This is a genomic window from Paraoerskovia marina (assembly GCF_900105445.1).
Classification (GTDB): domain Bacteria; phylum Actinomycetota; class Actinomycetes; order Actinomycetales; family Cellulomonadaceae; genus Paraoerskovia; species Paraoerskovia marina.
This window is the reverse complement of record NZ_LT629776.1, coordinates 2,530,592-2,546,621: the sequence shown is the minus strand read 5'-3', so window position 1 is coordinate 2,546,621 and position 16,030 is coordinate 2,530,592. Positions and strand designations below refer to the sequence as shown.

Annotated in this window: 14 protein-coding genes and 1 riboswitch; of the genes, 8 read left to right on the top strand and 6 right to left on the bottom strand. The window is 70.8% G+C overall.

Annotated elements, in window-relative coordinates; all coding sequences use genetic code 11:
* Positions 1-37 precede the first annotated feature (37 nt).
* Positions 38-979: a formyltetrahydrofolate deformylase gene (gene purU, locus BLU20_RS11575; RefSeq protein ID WP_081829593.1), complete on the bottom strand. Its 942-nt coding sequence runs from the start codon at positions 977-979 to the stop codon at positions 38-40.
* 26 nt (positions 980-1,005) lie between these two features.
* Here purU and BLU20_RS11570 point away from each other — a divergent pair, with 26 nt between their 5' ends.
* Entirely contained in the window at positions 1,006-1,512 is a 507-nt protein-coding gene (locus BLU20_RS11570) for a GNAT family N-acetyltransferase (protein WP_029252283.1), read from the top strand.
* A gap of 107 nt (positions 1,513-1,619) precedes the next feature.
* The gene (locus BLU20_RS11565) at positions 1,620-2,954 is read left to right on the top strand and encodes a DMT family transporter (RefSeq protein WP_157270450.1); all 1,335 of its coding nucleotides are present in this window, start codon (positions 1,620-1,622) and stop codon (positions 2,952-2,954) included.
* Positions 2,955-3,003: 49 nt separating this feature from the next.
* Here BLU20_RS11565 and BLU20_RS11560 read toward each other — a convergent pair whose 3' ends face one another.
* Positions 3,004-3,774 (bottom strand): ATP-binding cassette domain-containing protein, encoded by a 771-nt coding sequence (locus BLU20_RS11560; protein WP_083372609.1) that lies wholly within the window; start codon positions 3,772-3,774, stop codon positions 3,004-3,006.
* 6 nt (positions 3,775-3,780) lie between these two features.
* Complete coding sequence (locus BLU20_RS11555; protein WP_083372608.1) at positions 3,781-5,001, bottom strand: ROK family transcriptional regulator; 1,221 nt, start codon at positions 4,999-5,001, stop codon at positions 3,781-3,783.
* Positions 5,002-5,233: 232 nt separating this feature from the next.
* On the opposite strand from BLU20_RS11555, the gene chvE reads away from it, so the two are divergent.
* The 6 genes from chvE (at position 5,234) to BLU20_RS11525 (ending at position 12,641) form a co-directional block, all read left to right on the top strand.
* Positions 5,234-6,361: a multiple monosaccharide ABC transporter substrate-binding protein gene (gene chvE / locus BLU20_RS11550; protein ID WP_029252286.1), complete on the top strand. Its 1,128-nt coding sequence runs from the start codon at positions 5,234-5,236 to the stop codon at positions 6,359-6,361.
* Positions 6,362-6,434: 73 nt separating this feature from the next.
* The gene (gene mmsA / locus BLU20_RS11545) at positions 6,435-7,982 is read left to right on the top strand and encodes a multiple monosaccharide ABC transporter ATP-binding protein (protein ID WP_083372607.1); all 1,548 of its coding nucleotides are present in this window, start codon (positions 6,435-6,437) and stop codon (positions 7,980-7,982) included.
* Positions 7,979-9,151: a multiple monosaccharide ABC transporter permease gene (mmsB, locus tag BLU20_RS11540; protein ID WP_083372606.1), complete on the top strand. Its 1,173-nt coding sequence runs from the start codon at positions 7,979-7,981 to the stop codon at positions 9,149-9,151. Before mmsA ends, mmsB begins: the two co-directional genes overlap by 4 nt.
* A gap of 82 nt (positions 9,152-9,233) precedes the next feature.
* Positions 9,234-9,354: riboswitch (ZMP/ZTP riboswitch) on the top strand.
* Positions 9,355-9,453: 99 nt separating this feature from the next.
* Complete coding sequence (gene glyA, locus BLU20_RS11535; RefSeq protein ID WP_083372605.1) at positions 9,454-10,740, top strand: serine hydroxymethyltransferase; 1,287 nt, start codon at positions 9,454-9,456, stop codon at positions 10,738-10,740.
* A 164-nt stretch (positions 10,741-10,904) separates the two neighbouring features.
* The gene (locus tag BLU20_RS11530) at positions 10,905-11,810 is read left to right on the top strand and encodes a bifunctional methylenetetrahydrofolate dehydrogenase/methenyltetrahydrofolate cyclohydrolase (RefSeq protein ID WP_083372604.1); all 906 of its coding nucleotides are present in this window, start codon (positions 10,905-10,907) and stop codon (positions 11,808-11,810) included.
* Positions 11,811-11,822: 12 nt separating this feature from the next.
* A complete protein-coding gene (locus BLU20_RS11525; RefSeq protein ID WP_083372603.1) occupies positions 11,823-12,641 on the top strand; it encodes an exodeoxyribonuclease III in 819 nt (272 codons plus the stop codon).
* Positions 12,642-12,644: 3 nt separating this feature from the next.
* Here BLU20_RS11525 and galK read toward each other — a convergent pair whose 3' ends face one another.
* The 3 genes from galK to BLU20_RS11510 are packed head-to-tail and all read right to left on the bottom strand — an operon-like array spanning position 12,645 to position 15,987.
* Entirely contained in the window at positions 12,645-13,883 is a 1,239-nt protein-coding gene (gene galK, locus BLU20_RS11520; protein ID WP_083372602.1) for a galactokinase, read from the bottom strand.
* Positions 13,880-15,172 (bottom strand): galactose-1-phosphate uridylyltransferase, encoded by a 1,293-nt coding sequence (galT, locus tag BLU20_RS11515; RefSeq protein WP_083372601.1) that lies wholly within the window; start codon positions 15,170-15,172, stop codon positions 13,880-13,882. The genes galK and galT overlap by 4 nt, the downstream gene beginning before the upstream one ends.
* Positions 15,169-15,987, bottom strand: a complete 819-nt coding sequence (locus BLU20_RS11510) for a DeoR/GlpR family DNA-binding transcription regulator (protein ID WP_083372600.1) — start codon at positions 15,985-15,987, stop codon at positions 15,169-15,171. The genes galT and BLU20_RS11510 overlap by 4 nt, the downstream gene beginning before the upstream one ends.
* Positions 15,988-16,030 lie beyond the last annotated feature (43 nt).

Sequence of the window (16,030 nt, the reverse complement as noted above, 5' to 3'; positions counted from 1 at the left end):
GGGGCGGCGTCCCCGGGAGCCCTCCGGCGCGGAATCGCTACCGGAAGACGACCGTGCGTGAGCCGTCGAGCAGCACCCGGTGCTCGGCGTGCCAGCGCACGGCACGGGCCAGGGTGCGGCGCTCGACGTCCTCGCCCAGCGCGACGAGGTCCTTCTCGGCGTGCGAGTGGTCGACGCGCTCGACGTCCTGCTCGATGATCGGCCCCTCGTCGAGGTCGCCGGTGACGTAGTGCGACGTCGCGCCGATCAGCTTCACGCCGCGGGCGTGCGCCTGCGCGTACGGGCGGGCGCCCTTGAAGCTCGGCAGGAACGAGTGGTGGATGTTGATCACCTGTCCGGCCAGGTCGCGGCAGAGCTCGTCGGACAGGATCTGCATGTACCGCGCGAGGACGACGAGCTCGACGTCGAGCTCGTCGACGATCTGGCGCAGGCGTGCCTCGGCGTCGACCTTCGTCTCCCGGGTGACCGGCACGTGGTGGAACGGCTTGCCGTAGAACTGCGCGATCTCGGCCAGGTCGGGGTGGTTCCCGACGACGCCGACGACGTCGACGGGCAGCGCCTGGTGGCGCTCGCGGTATAGCAGGTCGGTGAGGCAGTGGGGAGCCTTGGAGACCATCAGCAGGGTGCGCACGCGGCGTCCGACGACGTCGAGGTGCCACGTCATGTCGAAGGCGGCGGCCACCGGCGCCAGCGCGTCCTCGAGGGTCGCGCGGTCTGACCGCGAGACCACCTGGACCCGCATGAAGAAGAGTCCCGTGTCGGGGTCCCCGAACTGCTGGGACTCGGTGATGTTCCCGCCGTGCTCGGCGAGCGTCCCGGTGACGCCGTGGACGATCCCGGGCCGGTCGGGGCACGAGAGGGTCAGGACCCAGTGCGTCGGCAGGGCGTCGGTGTTCAGCGGCAGCGCGGTCGGGGAGGAGCTCACCGGCCCAGCGTAGCCGGGGACGGGCGTCCGCTCCGTGGCGGGTCGCGGGCACATCGCGACGAATCTGGGACGATGGGTCCATGACGGACGACCTGACGATCGACCTGGTTCCCGACGAGAGCGCGGGGGAGCTCCTGACCCTGCGTCGCGCGGCCTTCGTCACGGAAGCGCAGATCCACGACGACCCGAACATCCCGCCGTTGACGCAGACGTTGCACGAGCTGCGCGACGACCTCAAGGAGGAGAACGTCGTCACGATCGGGGCCTGGGACGGGCACCGGCTCGTCGGCTCCGTCCGCATCGAGTTCGAGGGGACCAAGGCGACGCTCGGGCGACTGGCGGTGGCGCCGGACCAGCAGGGACGCGGCATCGGCACGCAGCTGATGTTCGCCGTCCTGCCGTACCTGCCGGAGGAGACCACGGAGGTCTGGGTCTTCACGGGCAAGGACTCGGCGCAGAACCTCGCGATGTACCAGCAGCAGGGGTACGAGGAGCAGTTCGACAAGACCGCGGGTGACCTGACCTACACCTACCTGCGTCGAATCCTCGGCGAGGTCGACGCGCGCAACGACGCAGAGGCTCGCTAACAGTTCTTCTCCGGCCGTCGGCCGGGTCACAGTTTCATGTCGACCATTGACTTTCCGGTTGTCCAAATGCTGGTATATGCCCGGATCGTCAATATTCGGAGGCAGCAGTGACCCAGCACGACACGTCCGCGCAACCGGCGGGTACCGCACGACCCGCAAAATACCGCGGACGGCACCTGCCCATGGTGGCGGTCGTCATCGCGGCGTTCATCGCCACCGCTCTGGCCTACAGCGGCATGGTCCTCTTCGGGCTCGAGGTCGCGGGCATGGCCCCGATGGAGGCCTACGCGCTGGCCGGCTTCCTCGAGGTCAGCCTCGTCGCCGTCGCCCTGATGGCTCGCAACGCCGCTCTCGAGGCACGCCCGTACGGAGTCCTGCTCACGCTCACCTGGGTCCTGTCGGGTACCTCGGGCCTGTTCGCCGCGCTGCACGAGGTCGCCGTCCCGAGCGCGACGACGCCGTACATGGTCGTCTTCCGGTTCATCCCCCCGCTCGTCGCCGCGTTGATGTGGCACCTCGCGCTCGTCGGTGAACGGCACCTGGTCACCGGGGACACCCTGGACGAGCGTCGGCGCGAGCGCCGGGTCCACGCCTACGTGACCGCACTCGAGAAGTGGCGCGACGCGCGGCTCGACAGCACGGGCGACCGCAAGAGCACCCGCAAGGTCCGGACGGCGCACCAGGCGCAGCGCTCGGCACGCGACGGCGCGCTCAAGCTGCTCACCGTCGAGGACTTCGAGCGACGCATGCAGGTGTGGGTCCAGCGCCTCGAGGCCGCCGAGCGGCACGGGAGTCGCCTCGACCTGATCGGGGCCAGCTCGGTCAAGCGCGGCATGACGCCGGGCGTCGCGGAGGTCACCCGCCCCCAGGCGCAGCCGGAGTCGGAGCCGACGCGCCCGACAGCCACCCACGAGGAGCCTGAGACGCGGTCGGAGCGTGACGCCGTCGAGGACTCCACCGAGACGACGTCGACCGAGCGCTACGCCGACGTGTCGATCACGGCACTGCTGGCCGACGCGGAGGAGGACGAGCGAGCGGAGCGGGCGACGGACCCCGTGCAGCACGCCGCATCCACGCCCGTCCCCGTGACGCCGGACGAGTCGACGGCTCCCGTGCCCTACGACGAGCGACTGCCCGAGACGGGTCACACCCGTCGCGTCGAGATCTTCGACCTCGTGAACCGGCCCGAGTGGGCACGGCGTGCCGCAGGGTCCACGGAGGACTCGACCGCAGGCACCGCCACGCCCGACGAGTCGTCCACCGACGCGTCGGCCCTGTCCGCGCGGGACCAGCGAATCCTGGCGCTCGCGGGTGACGGCGTGGCGCACAAGGACATCGCCCGGGAGGTGGACGCGTCGCGCTCGACCGTGAGCCGCGTCGTGCGACGCCACGGGGCTCAGCCGAGCACGACGGACGAGGCGCGCGAGTTCGCACGCGTCTGACCCGCTGATCGACGGCGCCGGGTGCTGAACGCACCACCCGGCGCCGTCGTCATGCCGTGCGTCGTGCCTGGCGGTCGGGCGGGACGAGCGGTGAGGCACCGGTGACAGCGGCGATGATCTCCTCGTAGCTGGCGTCCGCGCCGACGAACGAGCCGTTGTTGCGCCCGTGCCGGAGCACCTCGATCCGGTCGGCCACGGCGTGGACGTCGGTCATGTTGTGGCTGATCAGGACGACGGCGTGGCCGAGGTCGCGCAAGCTCTGGATGTGCGTGAGCACCTCCGCCGTCTGCGACACGGAGAGGGACGCGGTCGGCTCGTCGAGGACGACGACGCGCGGGGATCCGAGCAGGGTGCGCGCGATGGCGACGGACTGGCGCTGGCCCGCGGACAGGCCGGCCACCGGTGTGCGCACCGACGGGATCCGGGACGTGAGCGAGTGCAGGATGCTGCGTGCCTCCTCCTCCATCCCCTCCTCGTCGAGGCGGCGACCGATCCGACGTTCCTGCCCGAGGTAGAGGTTCGAGACGACGTCGAGGTTCTCGCACAGCGCGAGGTCCTGGAAGACGGTGGCGATACCGAGGGCTCGCGCGGCCGACGGCGAGGAGATCGTGACGGGTGCGCCGTCCATCTCGATGAGCCCCGCGTCGGGGGAGAGAACCCCGGCGATCACCTTGGCCAGCGTGGACTTTCCCGCCGCGTTGTCCCCGACGAGGGCGACGACCTCCCGCGGGTACAGGTCGAGGTCGACCTCGGAGAGCGCCTGGACGTGGCCGAACCGCTTGTCGATCCCGCGGAGCGCGAGCGTGGGGGAGGGTCGCACCTCAGGTCACCTCTCTTCCGGGTCGAGCGTCGTCGCTCGGGGTGATGATGTCAGTTCCGGTGATGTCTCGACGTCGACGCCGCGCAGCGCGACGGCGAGCGCCCCCATGATCTCCGCCCGGTCGCCGAGTGCCGCGGGCACGACCTCGACGGGGGAGATGGCGTTCGGGACGACGTGGCGCAGGACGGCGTCGCGGAGCGGGGCGAGGAACGTCTCCCCGGTCTCGGCGAGCTCGCCGCCCACGACCACCCGTTGGGGGTTGACGGTGCTCGCGAGCGACGCGACGACGCTCCCGACCTTCTCGCCCGCGTCCGCGATCACGCGGCGGCACCCGGGGTCGCCCTCCTCGGCGCGGGTGATCACGTCGCGCAGGGTGAGGGGGCCGTGGCTGGCGCGGAGCATCTCGAGCAGCGCCGCGCTGCCGACGACCGTGTCGAGGCAGCCGCGGTTGCCGCAGCGGCAGATCGCTCCGGCCGCGTCGACCTGGACGTGCCCGATCTCGCCGGCCGTCCCGGCGAATCCCCGGTGCAGACGGCCGTTGATCATGATCCCCGCGCCGACACCGTACGAGGCTCGAACGAAGATGGAGTCCTGCACGTCGGCCGCGGCGCCGAAGTCGTGCTCGGCGATCGCACCCAGGTTCGCGTCGTTGTCGACGTGGACGGGGCGTGCAAGACGCTTGCTGAGGACCTGGCCGACGTGGAGGTCGTCCCAGCCGCGCAGCAGCCCGCGCACCGCGATCATCCCGGTCGCCTCGTCCACCGGTGCGGGAAGGGCGAGCCCGACACCCAGGAGCTCCTCGAGACCCGAGCCGAGCCGCTCCAGGTGGTCCACGACGAGCAGGGCGGCACGGTCCAGGCTGGTGTCGACGCGGTGGTCCGGGGGCAGCGGCATGGACTGCGTCGCGACGATCTCGCGGGTCAGGTCTCCGAGGGCGACGGTGAGGTGGCGGTGACCGAACTGGACGCCGGCGACGAGCCCGAGGCGCCGGGCCAGGGTGACCTTGAGAGCCCTGCGGCCGGAGCGTGAGGTGGTCTGCGTGTCCACGACACCGGCGGCGGCGAGCTCCTTGACGATGGTCGAGACCGTCGCCGTCGACAGGCCCGTCGCCCCGGCGAGCTCGATCTGGGTGAGGCCCCCGAACTGCTTGACCGCGTTCACGATGCGGTTCCGGTTCGCCTCCCTCAGCGAGGTCTGCGAACCGGGCGTGGGCCGGTCGGTGAGCACTCCCCGAGACTACAGGGACGAATCGGAGGCTCAGAGGATTGATCACGAGTCTTGGATTAGAGAGTCGAACACAGAACGGTAACGAAGTGGGTTCTGGGCTTGACCCTCGAACGAAGCCGCGCCTAGGTTTCTCGACATGCCCCAGCGGTGCGGCTGCTCGAAGGAGCGTCGCTCGAGGGCGTGTTGCGCACGATCGGTGCGCATCCCTGGTTCGACGACGAGAGGGAAGACGATGACGTCTCTTCGCAAGACAGCCGCCGTGATCGCCGGCGCCACACTGCTGTTCGGGTCTCTGACCGCCTGCAGCTCCGAGCGCGCGAGCGACTCCGCCGATGCCGGTGAGAGCGCTTCCGCCGAGGACACGCTGGTCGGTATCGCGATGCCCACCAAGAGCCTCCAGCGCTGGAACAACGACGGTGCCCACCTGGAGGAGCTCCTCCAGGAGACCGGCTACGAGACCTCGCTGCAGTACGCCGACAACAAGGTCGACCAGCAGATCACGCAGATCCAGAACATGATCAACGACGGCGCGGACGTGCTCGTCGTCGCCTCGATCGACGGCACGGCGCTCGGGCCGGTCCTCCAGGACGCCGCCGACCAGGAGATCCCGGTCATCGCCTACGACCGTCTGATCAACGACACGGAGAACGTGGACTACTACGCCACGTTCGACAACGAGCTCGTGGGCACGCTCCAGGGCGAGTTCATCGTCGACCAGCTGGGCCTCGCGGACGGCGAAGGCCCGTACAACCTCGAGCCGTTCGCCGGGTCGCCCGACGACAACAACGCCAAGTTCTTCTTCAAGGGCGCGTGGGACGTGCTGACCGAGTACGTCGACAACGGGCAACTCGTCGTGCCGTCCGGCAAGGCGCCGGCCACGGTCGACGAGTGGACCACCATCGGCATCCAGGGCTGGGAGTCCGCCAAGGCGCAGTCCGAGATGGAGAACCGACTCAACTCGTTCTACACGGACAAGAAGGTCGACGTCGTCCTCTCGCCGAACGACTCGCTCGCGCTCGGCATCGAGCAGGCGCTCGACGGTGCCGGCTACTCCGCCGACGGCGACTGGCCGCTCGTGACCGGTCAGGACGCCGACGAGGCGAACGTGAAGAACATGCTCGCGGGCATGCAGGCGATGACGGTCTGGAAGGACACCCGCACCCTCGGTGACCAGGTCGCCACGATGGTCGAGGAGATCGTCAGCGGCGAGGAGGTCGAGGTCAACGACACCGAGACCTACGACAACGGAGTGAAGGTCGTCCCGTCCTACCTGCTGCCGCCGCAGGTCGTCGTCCCCGACGAGGTCGAGTCCGCACTGGTGGACTCCGGCTTCTACACGGCAGACCAGCTCGGTCTCTGATCCGTACCGTCCGCCGCGCCCGGGATCGCTCCCGGGCGCGGCGTGGCACCCCAGCACGAGTGAGGAGTCACGGATGACCGGCGAGAGCCACCTCGAGATGCGGTCGATCACGAAGGAGTTCCCTGGCGTCAAGGCGCTGCAGGACGTCACGCTGCAGGTGCGCCGCGGTGAGGTGCACGCGATCTGCGGCGAGAACGGCGCGGGCAAGTCGACCCTGATGAAGGTCCTGTCCGGCGTCTACCCCCACGGGACGTACGACGGTGAGATCCTGCTGGGCGGGGCGCCGTGCGAGTTCCGGGGGATCAAGGAGAGCGAGGCGCGCGGGGTGGTCATCATCCACCAGGAGCTCGCACTCGTCCCCTACCTCTCCCTCGCCGAGAACATCTTCCTCGGCAACGAGAAGTCGCGGGCGGGCGTCGTCGACTGGAACCGGACGTCGCGTGACGCCAAGGAGCTCCTCGAGCGGGTCGGGCTGCACGAGGACCCGGCGACGCAGGCCGCGGACCTGGGTGTCGGCAAGCAGCAGCTCGTCGAGATCGCCAAGGCGCTCTCCAAGGACGTCGAGCTGTTGATCCTCGACGAGCCGACGGCAGCGCTCAACGACGAGGACAGCGCGCACCTGCTCGGACTGATCGACCAGTTCCGCGGCGCAGGGATCACCTGCATCATCATCAGTCACAAGCTCAACGAGATCGCGGCCGTCGCGGACTCGGTCACGATCATCCGGGACGGGCAGACCATCGAGACGCTCGACCTGCACGGCGACGAGCCGGTCTCGGAGGACCGGATCATCCGCGGCATGGTCGGGCGCGAGCTCGACAGCAGGTTCCCGACGCACGAGCCGACCATTGGCGAGGAGGTGCTGCGGATCGAGGACTGGACCGTGCACCACCCGGTCAACCCCGAGCGCGTCGTGGTCGACCACGCCAACCTGCACGTGCGCGCAGGCGAGATCGTCGGGCTCGCGGGGCTGATGGGTGCCGGCCGGACCGAGCTCGCGATGAGCGTGTTCGGCCAGAGCTACGGCACGGGCATCAGCGGCAGCGTGTACAAGAACGGGTCCAAGATCCGTACGCGGAACGTCGCCGAGGCCATCTCGCACGGGATCGCCTATGCCACCGAGGACCGCAAGCGCTACGGTCTCAACCTGATCCAGACCATCCGTGAGAACGTCTCCGCCTCGGCGCTGGGCAAGCTCTCGCGGTGGGGCGTCGTCGAGACCGAGCAGGAGGTCGTCGTCGCGGAGAAGTACCGGCACGACTTCCGGATCAAGGCCCCGAGCGTCGAGTCCGTCGTCGGCAAGCTCTCCGGGGGAAACCAGCAGAAGGTCGTCCTGAGCAAGTGGGTCTACTCCGACCCGGACGTGCTGATCCTCGACGAGCCGACCCGCGGGATCGACGTCGGCGCCAAGTTCGAGATCTACGGGATCATCAACGCACTCGCCGACGCGGGCAAGGCCGTCATCGTGATCTCCTCCGAGCTCCCCGAGCTGATCGGGGTCTGCGACCGCATCTACGCCATGAACGAAGGTCGGATCACGGGCGAGGTCGCCCGTGCCGACGCCACCCAGGAGAACCTCATGCACTACATGACCATGGACAAGGGAGAGGTCGTCCGATGACCGCCGTCAGCGAGTACCTCGGCCGCAACGTCCGCCAGTACGGGATCGTCGGCGCGCTGATCGTCATCGTGCTGCTCTTCCAGGTGCTGACGGACGGGCGCCTGCTCTACCCCAACAACATCGCCAGCCTGATCCAGCAGAACGCCTACGTGATGATCCTGGCGATTGGCATGGTGATGGTGATCGTCGCCGGTCACATCGACCTCTCGGTCGGGTCGGTCGTCGCGTTCGTCGGCGGCCTGTGCGCGATCATGCTCACCGACTGGGAGCTGCCGTGGATCCTCGCGGTCGTCCTCTCTCTCGGCATCGGTGCCCTGGTCGGGATGTGGCAGGGGTTCTGGATCGCCTACGTCGGCATTCCTGCCTTCATCGTGACCCTCGCGGGCATGCTGATCTTCCGCGGGCTCGCGATCGTCCTGGTCGGGACCACCGTGGCGGGACTGCCCAGCAGCTTCAACGCGATCAGCAACGGGTCGCTGCCCAACTGGCTGGGCTTCATCGGTGACGCCGACGTGGTCACGCTCTGCATCGGTGCCGTCGGCATCGTCGCGTTCGCGGTCACCCAGTGGCGGTCCCGGGCCGCCGCACGCAGGCACGAGCTGGCGGTAGAGCCGATGTCGGCCTTCGTGATCAAGCTCGTCGTCGCCTCGGTGCTCATCGCCGTCGTCACCTACTGGCTGTCGCTGTCCGCCGGCGGTACGCCGATCGTCCTGCTCATCGTCGGGGCGCTGATCATCGGGTACACGTTCGTCCTGAACCGCACCGTCTTCGGCCGGCACATCTACGCCGTCGGCGGCAACCGCCACGCCGCGGTGCTCTCCGGGGTCAACTCGCGTCGCGTCGACTTCGGGATCTTCGTCAACATGGGCGTCCTGGCGGCCGTCGCGGCCATCGTCACCACGTCGCGCGCCGGCGCCGGCGTAGCGTCGGCCGGGGTGAACTACGAGCTCGACGCGATCGCCGCCTGCTTCATCGGCGGCACCGCGGTCACCGGCGGCGTCGGGCGGATCTCCGGCGCCATGATCGGCGCGCTGATCATGGGCGTGCTCAACATGGGTCTGTCGATCATGGCGGTCGACGCAGCCTGGCAGCAGGCCATCAAGGGCCTCGTGCTGCTGCTCGCGGTCGCGTTCGACCTGGTCAGCAAGCGTCGCTCACGCCTCGCCTGAGCCACGACGTCGCGGCCTCGTCCGCCCGTGGGCCGTCCGGATGCGATCCGGGCGGCCCACGCGCGTCCGTCGTCCGTTACGATGATCGCGTCGCGACTGGCGGTCCTGGCGATGCTCCTCACCGAGCGCGCCGGGCGGGTGGAAACAACCACCGGGGAGCGGCGTGCAGTGCAGACTTCGGGTCGTTCGCCTGGGCCCCGGTCACCACCTGGACGGTGCGTGCCCGGCGTGGACCGGCGGGCCCGTGCGCTCCAGGACTGATCGACCAGACCGTGCCTGCTGACAACAGTCCAAGGAGAACGATGAGCGAGCAGCCTGACGTCATGAACCAGAACATCTCCGAGCTCGACCCGGAGATCGCGGCAGTCCTCGACGGGGAGCTGGCCCGCCAGCGCGACACCCTCGAGATGATCGCCTCCGAGAACTTCGTGCCCCGCGCGGTCCTGCAGGCCCAGGGATCCGTGCTGACCAACAAGTACGCCGAGGGCTACTCCGGTCGCCGCTACTACGGTGGCTGCGAGCAGGTCGACGTCGCGGAGAACCTCGCGATCACCCGCGCCAAGGCGCTCTTCGGTGCCGAGCACGCCAACGTCCAGCCCCACTCGGGCGCCACCGCCAACGCCGCCGTCCTGCACGCGCTGATCAACAAGGGCGACAAGATCCTCGGGCTCGAGCTCGCGCACGGCGGCCACCTGACGCACGGGATGAAGATCAACTTCTCCGGCAAGCTCTACGACGTCGCGGCGTACGGGGTGGACCCGCAGACGCACCTCGTGGACATGGACAAGGTCCGCGAGACGGCGCTCGCCGAGCGCCCCGACGTCATCATCGGCGGCTGGTCCGCCTATCCGCGTCAGCTCGACTTCGCGGCCTTCCGCTCGATCGCCGACGAGGTCGGCGCCAAGCTCTGGGTCGACATGGCCCACTTCGCAGGCCTCGTCGCCGCCGGGCTGCACCCCTCTCCGGTGCCCTTCGCGGACGTCGTCTCCTCCACTGTGCACAAGACGATCGGCGGCCCCCGGTCGGGCTTCATCCTCTCCAAGGAGGAGTACGCCAAGAAGATCGACTCGGCCGTCTTCCCGGGGCAGCAGGGCGGGCCCCTGATGCACGTGATCGCCGCGAAGGCGGTCTCCTTCAAGGTGGCCTCCTCGGACGACTTCAAGGCTCGTCAGCAGCGCACGATCGACGGCGCCCGCATCATCGCGGAGCGCCTGACGGCCGCGGACGTGACCGAGCAGGGCGTCTCCGTCCTCACGGGCGGCACCGACGTGCACCTCGTCCTCGTGGACCTGCGCCACAGCGAGCTCGACGGCCAGCAGGCCGAGGATCTCCTGCACTCCGTCGGCATCACCGTGAACCGCAACGCCGTGCCGTTCGACCCCCGCCCGCCGCGCGTCACCTCGGGTCTGCGCATCGGGACGCCGGCTCTCGCCACCCGCGGCTTCGGCGACACCGAGTTCTCCGAGGTCGCGGACATCATCGCGACGGCCCTCAAGGCCGGTGCGGCGGCCGACGTCGACGCGCTGCGTGCCCGCGTGGAGCGGCTCACCGAGCAGTTCCCGCTCTACCCGGGTCTGCAGCAGTACTGACCGGCAGCACGACCTCGTCGACCACGCGGTCGCGCACCCCAGCCCTGGCGCTGGCTCGCGCGACCCCGTGGTCGGCCACGGCCGGACGGCGCTCGACCGGCGTCGCACCGCCCGACCGGACGCACCCCGCACAGACGCCGACCCCGCAGACCCTGGGAGCCCCCATGACCGCACAGATCCTCGACGGCAAGGCGACCGCCGCCGCGATCAAGTCCGAGCTCGCCGAGCGCGTGAGCGCACTCACCGCCCAGGGCGTCACGCCCGGACTCGGGACCGTGCTCGTCGGTCAGGACCCTGGCTCGGTCTCGTACGTCGGCGGCAAGCACCGCGACTGCGCCGAGGTCGGGATCGCCTCGATCCGCGAGGACCTGCCCGAGACCGCCTCCCAGGCGGACGTCGAGGCGGCCGTGGACCGGCTCAACGCCGACCCTGCCTGCACCGGGTACATCGTCCAGCTGCCCCTGCCGAAGGGCATCGACACCAACGCGGTCCTCGAGCGCATCGACCCAGCCAAGGACGCGGACGGGCTGCACCCGACCAACCTCGGGCGCCTGGTCCTGCGGGTCTCCGAGGAGATCACCTCGCCGCTGCCCTGCACCCCGGCCGGCATCGTGGAGCTGGTGCAGCGGCACGGGATCGACCTCGCAGGCAAGGACGTCGTCGTGCTCGGCCGCGGCACCACGGTGGGCCGGTCGATCGGGCTGCTCCTGACCCGCAAGGACATCAACGCCACGGTGACGCTCACGCACACCGGTACCCGCGACGTCGCCGCGCACCTGCGGAACGCCGACGTCGTCGTCGCGGCCGCCGGGGTCCCCGGGTTCGTCACGCCGGAGCACGTCAAGCCGGGCGCCGTGGTCCTCGACGTGGGCGTCTCGCGGGTCCTGGACCCGGAGACCGGCAAGGCGCGCCTGCGCGGGGACGTCGACCCCGCGGTCGCCGACGTGGCGAGCTGGATCTCGCCGAACCCGGGCGGTGTCGGGCCGATGACGCGCGCGATGCTGCTGGCCAACGTCGTCGACACCGCCGAGCGCGCCGCGGCCGCGGCAACCACTGTCGGCGGCGTGTGATCGGATAGTCCCGTGATCACCATCGCCACCGTCAACGTCAACGGCATCCGCGCAGCCTTCAAGCGCGACATGGCCGGCTGGCTCGCCACCCGCAACCCCGACGTCGTCCTGCTCCAGGAGGTCCGTGCGCCGGAGGAGATCGTGCAGGACCTCCTCGACGGCTGGCACGTCGTGCACGTGCCGTGCGAGATCAAGGGCCGGGCCGGGGTGGCCGTCGCCTCCCGGCTCCCGATCGCCGCCGCGCGCCGGGACCTCGGAGACCTGGTGGCGTTCGGGGACGACGGGGAGCCTCCCGTGGACACCGGCCGCTGGGTCGAGGCCGACGTCGCACTGCCCGACGGCGGGACGGTCACCGTGATCTCGGCGTACCTGCACTCCGGCACCGCGACGAAGCCCGAGACGATGGACGCGAAGTACGCGCACCTCGACCGGGTGACGGCACGGATGCGCGAGCTCGCCGCGGACGGCCGCCGCGCCGTCGTCGGCGGCGACGTGAACATCGCCCACCACGAGGTCGACATCAAGAACTGGAAGGGCAACAAGAGCTCCGCGGGGTTCCTGCCCGCCGAGCGCGCGTACCTCGACACCTGGATCGACGAGCTCGGGTACGCCGACCTCGGCCGGCGGTTCGGCGGGGACGGCCCGGGGCCGTACAGCTGGTGGTCCTTCCGCGGTCAGGCGTTCGACAACGACGCCGGCTGGCGGATCGACTACCAGCTCGCGACCCCGGCGCTGGCCGAGGCCGCGGTCTCCGTCGAGGTCGATCGCGCGACGTCCTACGACACCCGGTTCAGCGATCACGCCCCCGTGGTGGCCGTCTACGACCTATAGCGGTCAGGCGGCCCGGCCGGCCGGTGCGGCCGGGACGGCGACGAGCAGGTCCGGTGGCGTGTACCCGGCGTCGGCGAACGCAGCGAGCACGGCGTCCTGCACCGCTGCGATGTCCGTCGCCCGGACGAGGGCGATCGCGGACCCGCCGAACCCTCCGCCCGTCATCCGGGCACCCAGGGCCCCGGCCTCGCGCGCGGCGGTGACCGCCAGGTCGAGCTCGGGGCACGAGACCTCGTAGTCGTCGCGCAGGGACGCGTGGGAGGCGTCCATCACGGGGCCGACCTCGGTGACGTCGCCGGCGTCCAGGAGGCCGACGAACGTCCCGACCCGCGCGATCTCGGTGACGACGTGGCGGGCTCGGGGCCGGACGTCGTCGTCGAGCGCGGCCAGGACGGCGGGCAGCTCGTCCGCGGGGGACTCCGAGCGGCCGAGCATGTCGGCGATCTCTCGCAGGCTCGTCACACCGAGCGTCCGCGCGGCTCGCTCGCACGCGTCCCGGCGCGCCGCGTACTGGCCGTCCACGAGGGCGTGCGGGGCCCGGGTGTCGACGACGAGCAGCGCCAGGCCGGCGTCGGCGAGGTCGAAGGGGACGTGCCGCGCGCTGTCGACGGCGTCGAGGCCAGGCGTGAAGTCGAGCAGGACCGCGTTGCCGGTGGTCGCGCGCAGAGACGTCGACTGGTCCATCCCGCCGGTCGGCGCACCGGCGATCTCGTTCTCCGCGCGGACGCACGCGGCGGCGAGTGCCGCCCGTTCTGCGTCGTCGCCACCGAGGCCGAGCCCTGCGAGGTCGTCGAGCGCCACGGCGACGGCGCTCTCCAGGGCCGCCGACGACGAGAGTCCGGCGCCGTAGGGGACGCACGAGTCGACCGCGACGTCGAAGCCGACGACGGAGTGCCCCGCCTGCTCGAGCGCCCAGGCCACGCCGACGACGTACGCCGGCCACCCCTCCACCGTCCCGGGCGCGACGTCGTCGAGCCGGACCTCGCGCACGGTGCTCTGCTCCTGGGCGGAGACGAGCCGCACGAGCCGGTCGGCGCGTGGGCTGACGGCGACGAACGTCCGGTGCTCGAGCGCGATCGGCAGGCAGAGCCCGGCGTTGTAGTCGGTGTGCTCGCCGATCAGGTTCACCCGACCGGGCGCTGCCCAGACCCCGAGGGGCGCCGCGCCGAACGTCTGCTCGAAGAGCGTCGTGGCGCGGGCGGTGCCCTCGTCCGTGGTCCAGGCGGGCAGGACGCCGCTCATGCGTGTGCTCCGTTCGCGGTGATGGCGGACGCCGGGCTCGCGCTCAGATCCACGGGGCCGAGCTGGTGGAAGCGCGCGGCGATCCGCTCGGGCGTCGTGTCGCTGATCCAGGCTCCCATCCCGGACTCGGAGCCGGCGAGGTACTTCAGCTTCCCCGGTGCGCGCAGGATCGAGAAGAGCTCGAGGTGGAGCCGGGCCAGCGGGGCGCCGTCGTCGGTCGTCGTGCGTCCGGCACGAGAGCTCGGCATCTGGTGCCACGCGGCGATGTACGGCAGCTCGATCGGGGTTCCGTCGGACTCGACGAAGAAGGCGTCGGCCCGGCGGAGCAGCTCGCGGTAGATCACGGCGAGGTCGTCACGCTCGGAGTCCGTCAGCTCGGGGATCGTCCCGACGTCGCGGTGCGGGGCGAGGTGGACCTCGACGGGCCATCGGGCGGCGTACGGGACGTAGGCGGTCCAGTGCTCGCTGCGGAGCACGACGCGCTCGCCCGACGCCTGCTCGGCGTGCAGGATGTCGCGCAGGAGGTTGCCGCCGGTGCGCTCGCGGTAGACGCGGGCCTGGTCGAGGAGCCGTTCCGTGCGCGGGGTCAGGTACGGGTAGCCGTAGATCTGGCCGTGCGGGTGGGGGAGGGTGACCCCGATGTCGCGCCCCCGGTTCTCGAAGCAGAAGACCTGCTGGATGCTTGCCTCTGCGCCGAGCGCGGTGGTCCGGTCGGCCCAGGCGTCGACGATGGTGCGGATGCGGGAGACCGGCAGGTCGACGACGGAGGTGCGGTGGTCCGAGGAGAAGCAGATCACCTCGCAGCGCCCGGCAGCCGGTGCGGCGACCTCGAGCAGGTCGCGCGGGTCGTCGGGGACCGTGTCGGCCGGCGCGGCGACTCCCTGGCCGTCGGCGTCCTGGCCCGGCACGCGCATGAGCGAGGGGAACCGGTTCTCGAACACGGCGACGTCGTAGTGCGTGTCGGGGATCTCCCCGTCGGCGTACTCGGCGTCCGGGCGCGCGGGGCACAGGGGGCAGGAGTCTGCCGCCGGCAGGAACGTGCGGTTCATGCGGTGCGAGGCGAGCGGGATCCAGTCGCCCGTCAGCGGGTCGCGGCGCATCTGCGGGCCGGTGAACGGCTGCGGGACGCCGTCGGCGTCGGGAACGGGGGAGAACCGGTCGGCGAGGGGGCGCGGGTCGTCGAGACGGTGCTCGCGCTCGCCGGAGAGGAACTCCGGGCTGTCGTCGAAGTAGATGAGCTCGCGGCCGTCGGCCAGACGGGTGGCGGTACGACGTCGTGCGGTGCTCATGCGGACTCTCCGGTCTCGGTCTCGGTCGTCGACGGGGCGACGGCGGCCACGACGAGCTCGCCGACGAGGTCGCGCGCGGCGGCCTGCGCCTCGGGCTCGAGGCCGTCGTCGGTGATCAGCACGTCGAGGTCGCGGAGGTCCGCGAACCTGCTCAGCCCTGTCTCCTCCCACTTGGTGTGGTCGGCCAGTGCGACGGTGCGGCCTGCGCCCGCGATCAGCGCGGCGTTGGTCGCTCCTTCCACGATGTTCGGCGTGGTCAGCCCGGCGTCCGCACCGACGCCGTGGGCACCGACGAACGCGACGTCGACGTGGAGGGTGGCGAGCGTGCGTTCCGCCACGGGCCCGACGAGCGCGTCCGACGGCGTCCGGGTGCCCCCGGTCAGGATCGTCTCGATCTGCCCGTCGCCCGTCGCGTGCAGGATCTCCGCCACGGGCAGCGAGTTGGTGACGACGGTCAGCGGACGCAGGGAGGCGTCGGCGGCGACGAGGCCGGCGAGGATCGACGTCGTCGTCCCGGCCGAGAGCGCGATCGCGGAGTCCGGTGCGACGAGGGGGAGCGCCGCGCGTGCGATGGCCTCCTTCTCGCCGACGGAGTGGGTGCGCTTGGCCTCGAACCCGGGCTCGTGCGTCGTCGCGTGGGGGAGCACGGCACCGCCGTGGACCTTGCGCACGAGTCCCTGCTCGGCCATCTCGGCGAGGTCTCGGCGCACCGTCATGTCGGAGACGTCGAGAGCGAGCGCGGCGTCGGTGATCCGTACGGCGCCGTCGGCGCGAAGCATGGTCAGCAGGCGTTCGTGACGCTGGGGAGCGAGCATGAAGACAGTGTTCAACACAAGTGAACAGAAAGCAACATCATGT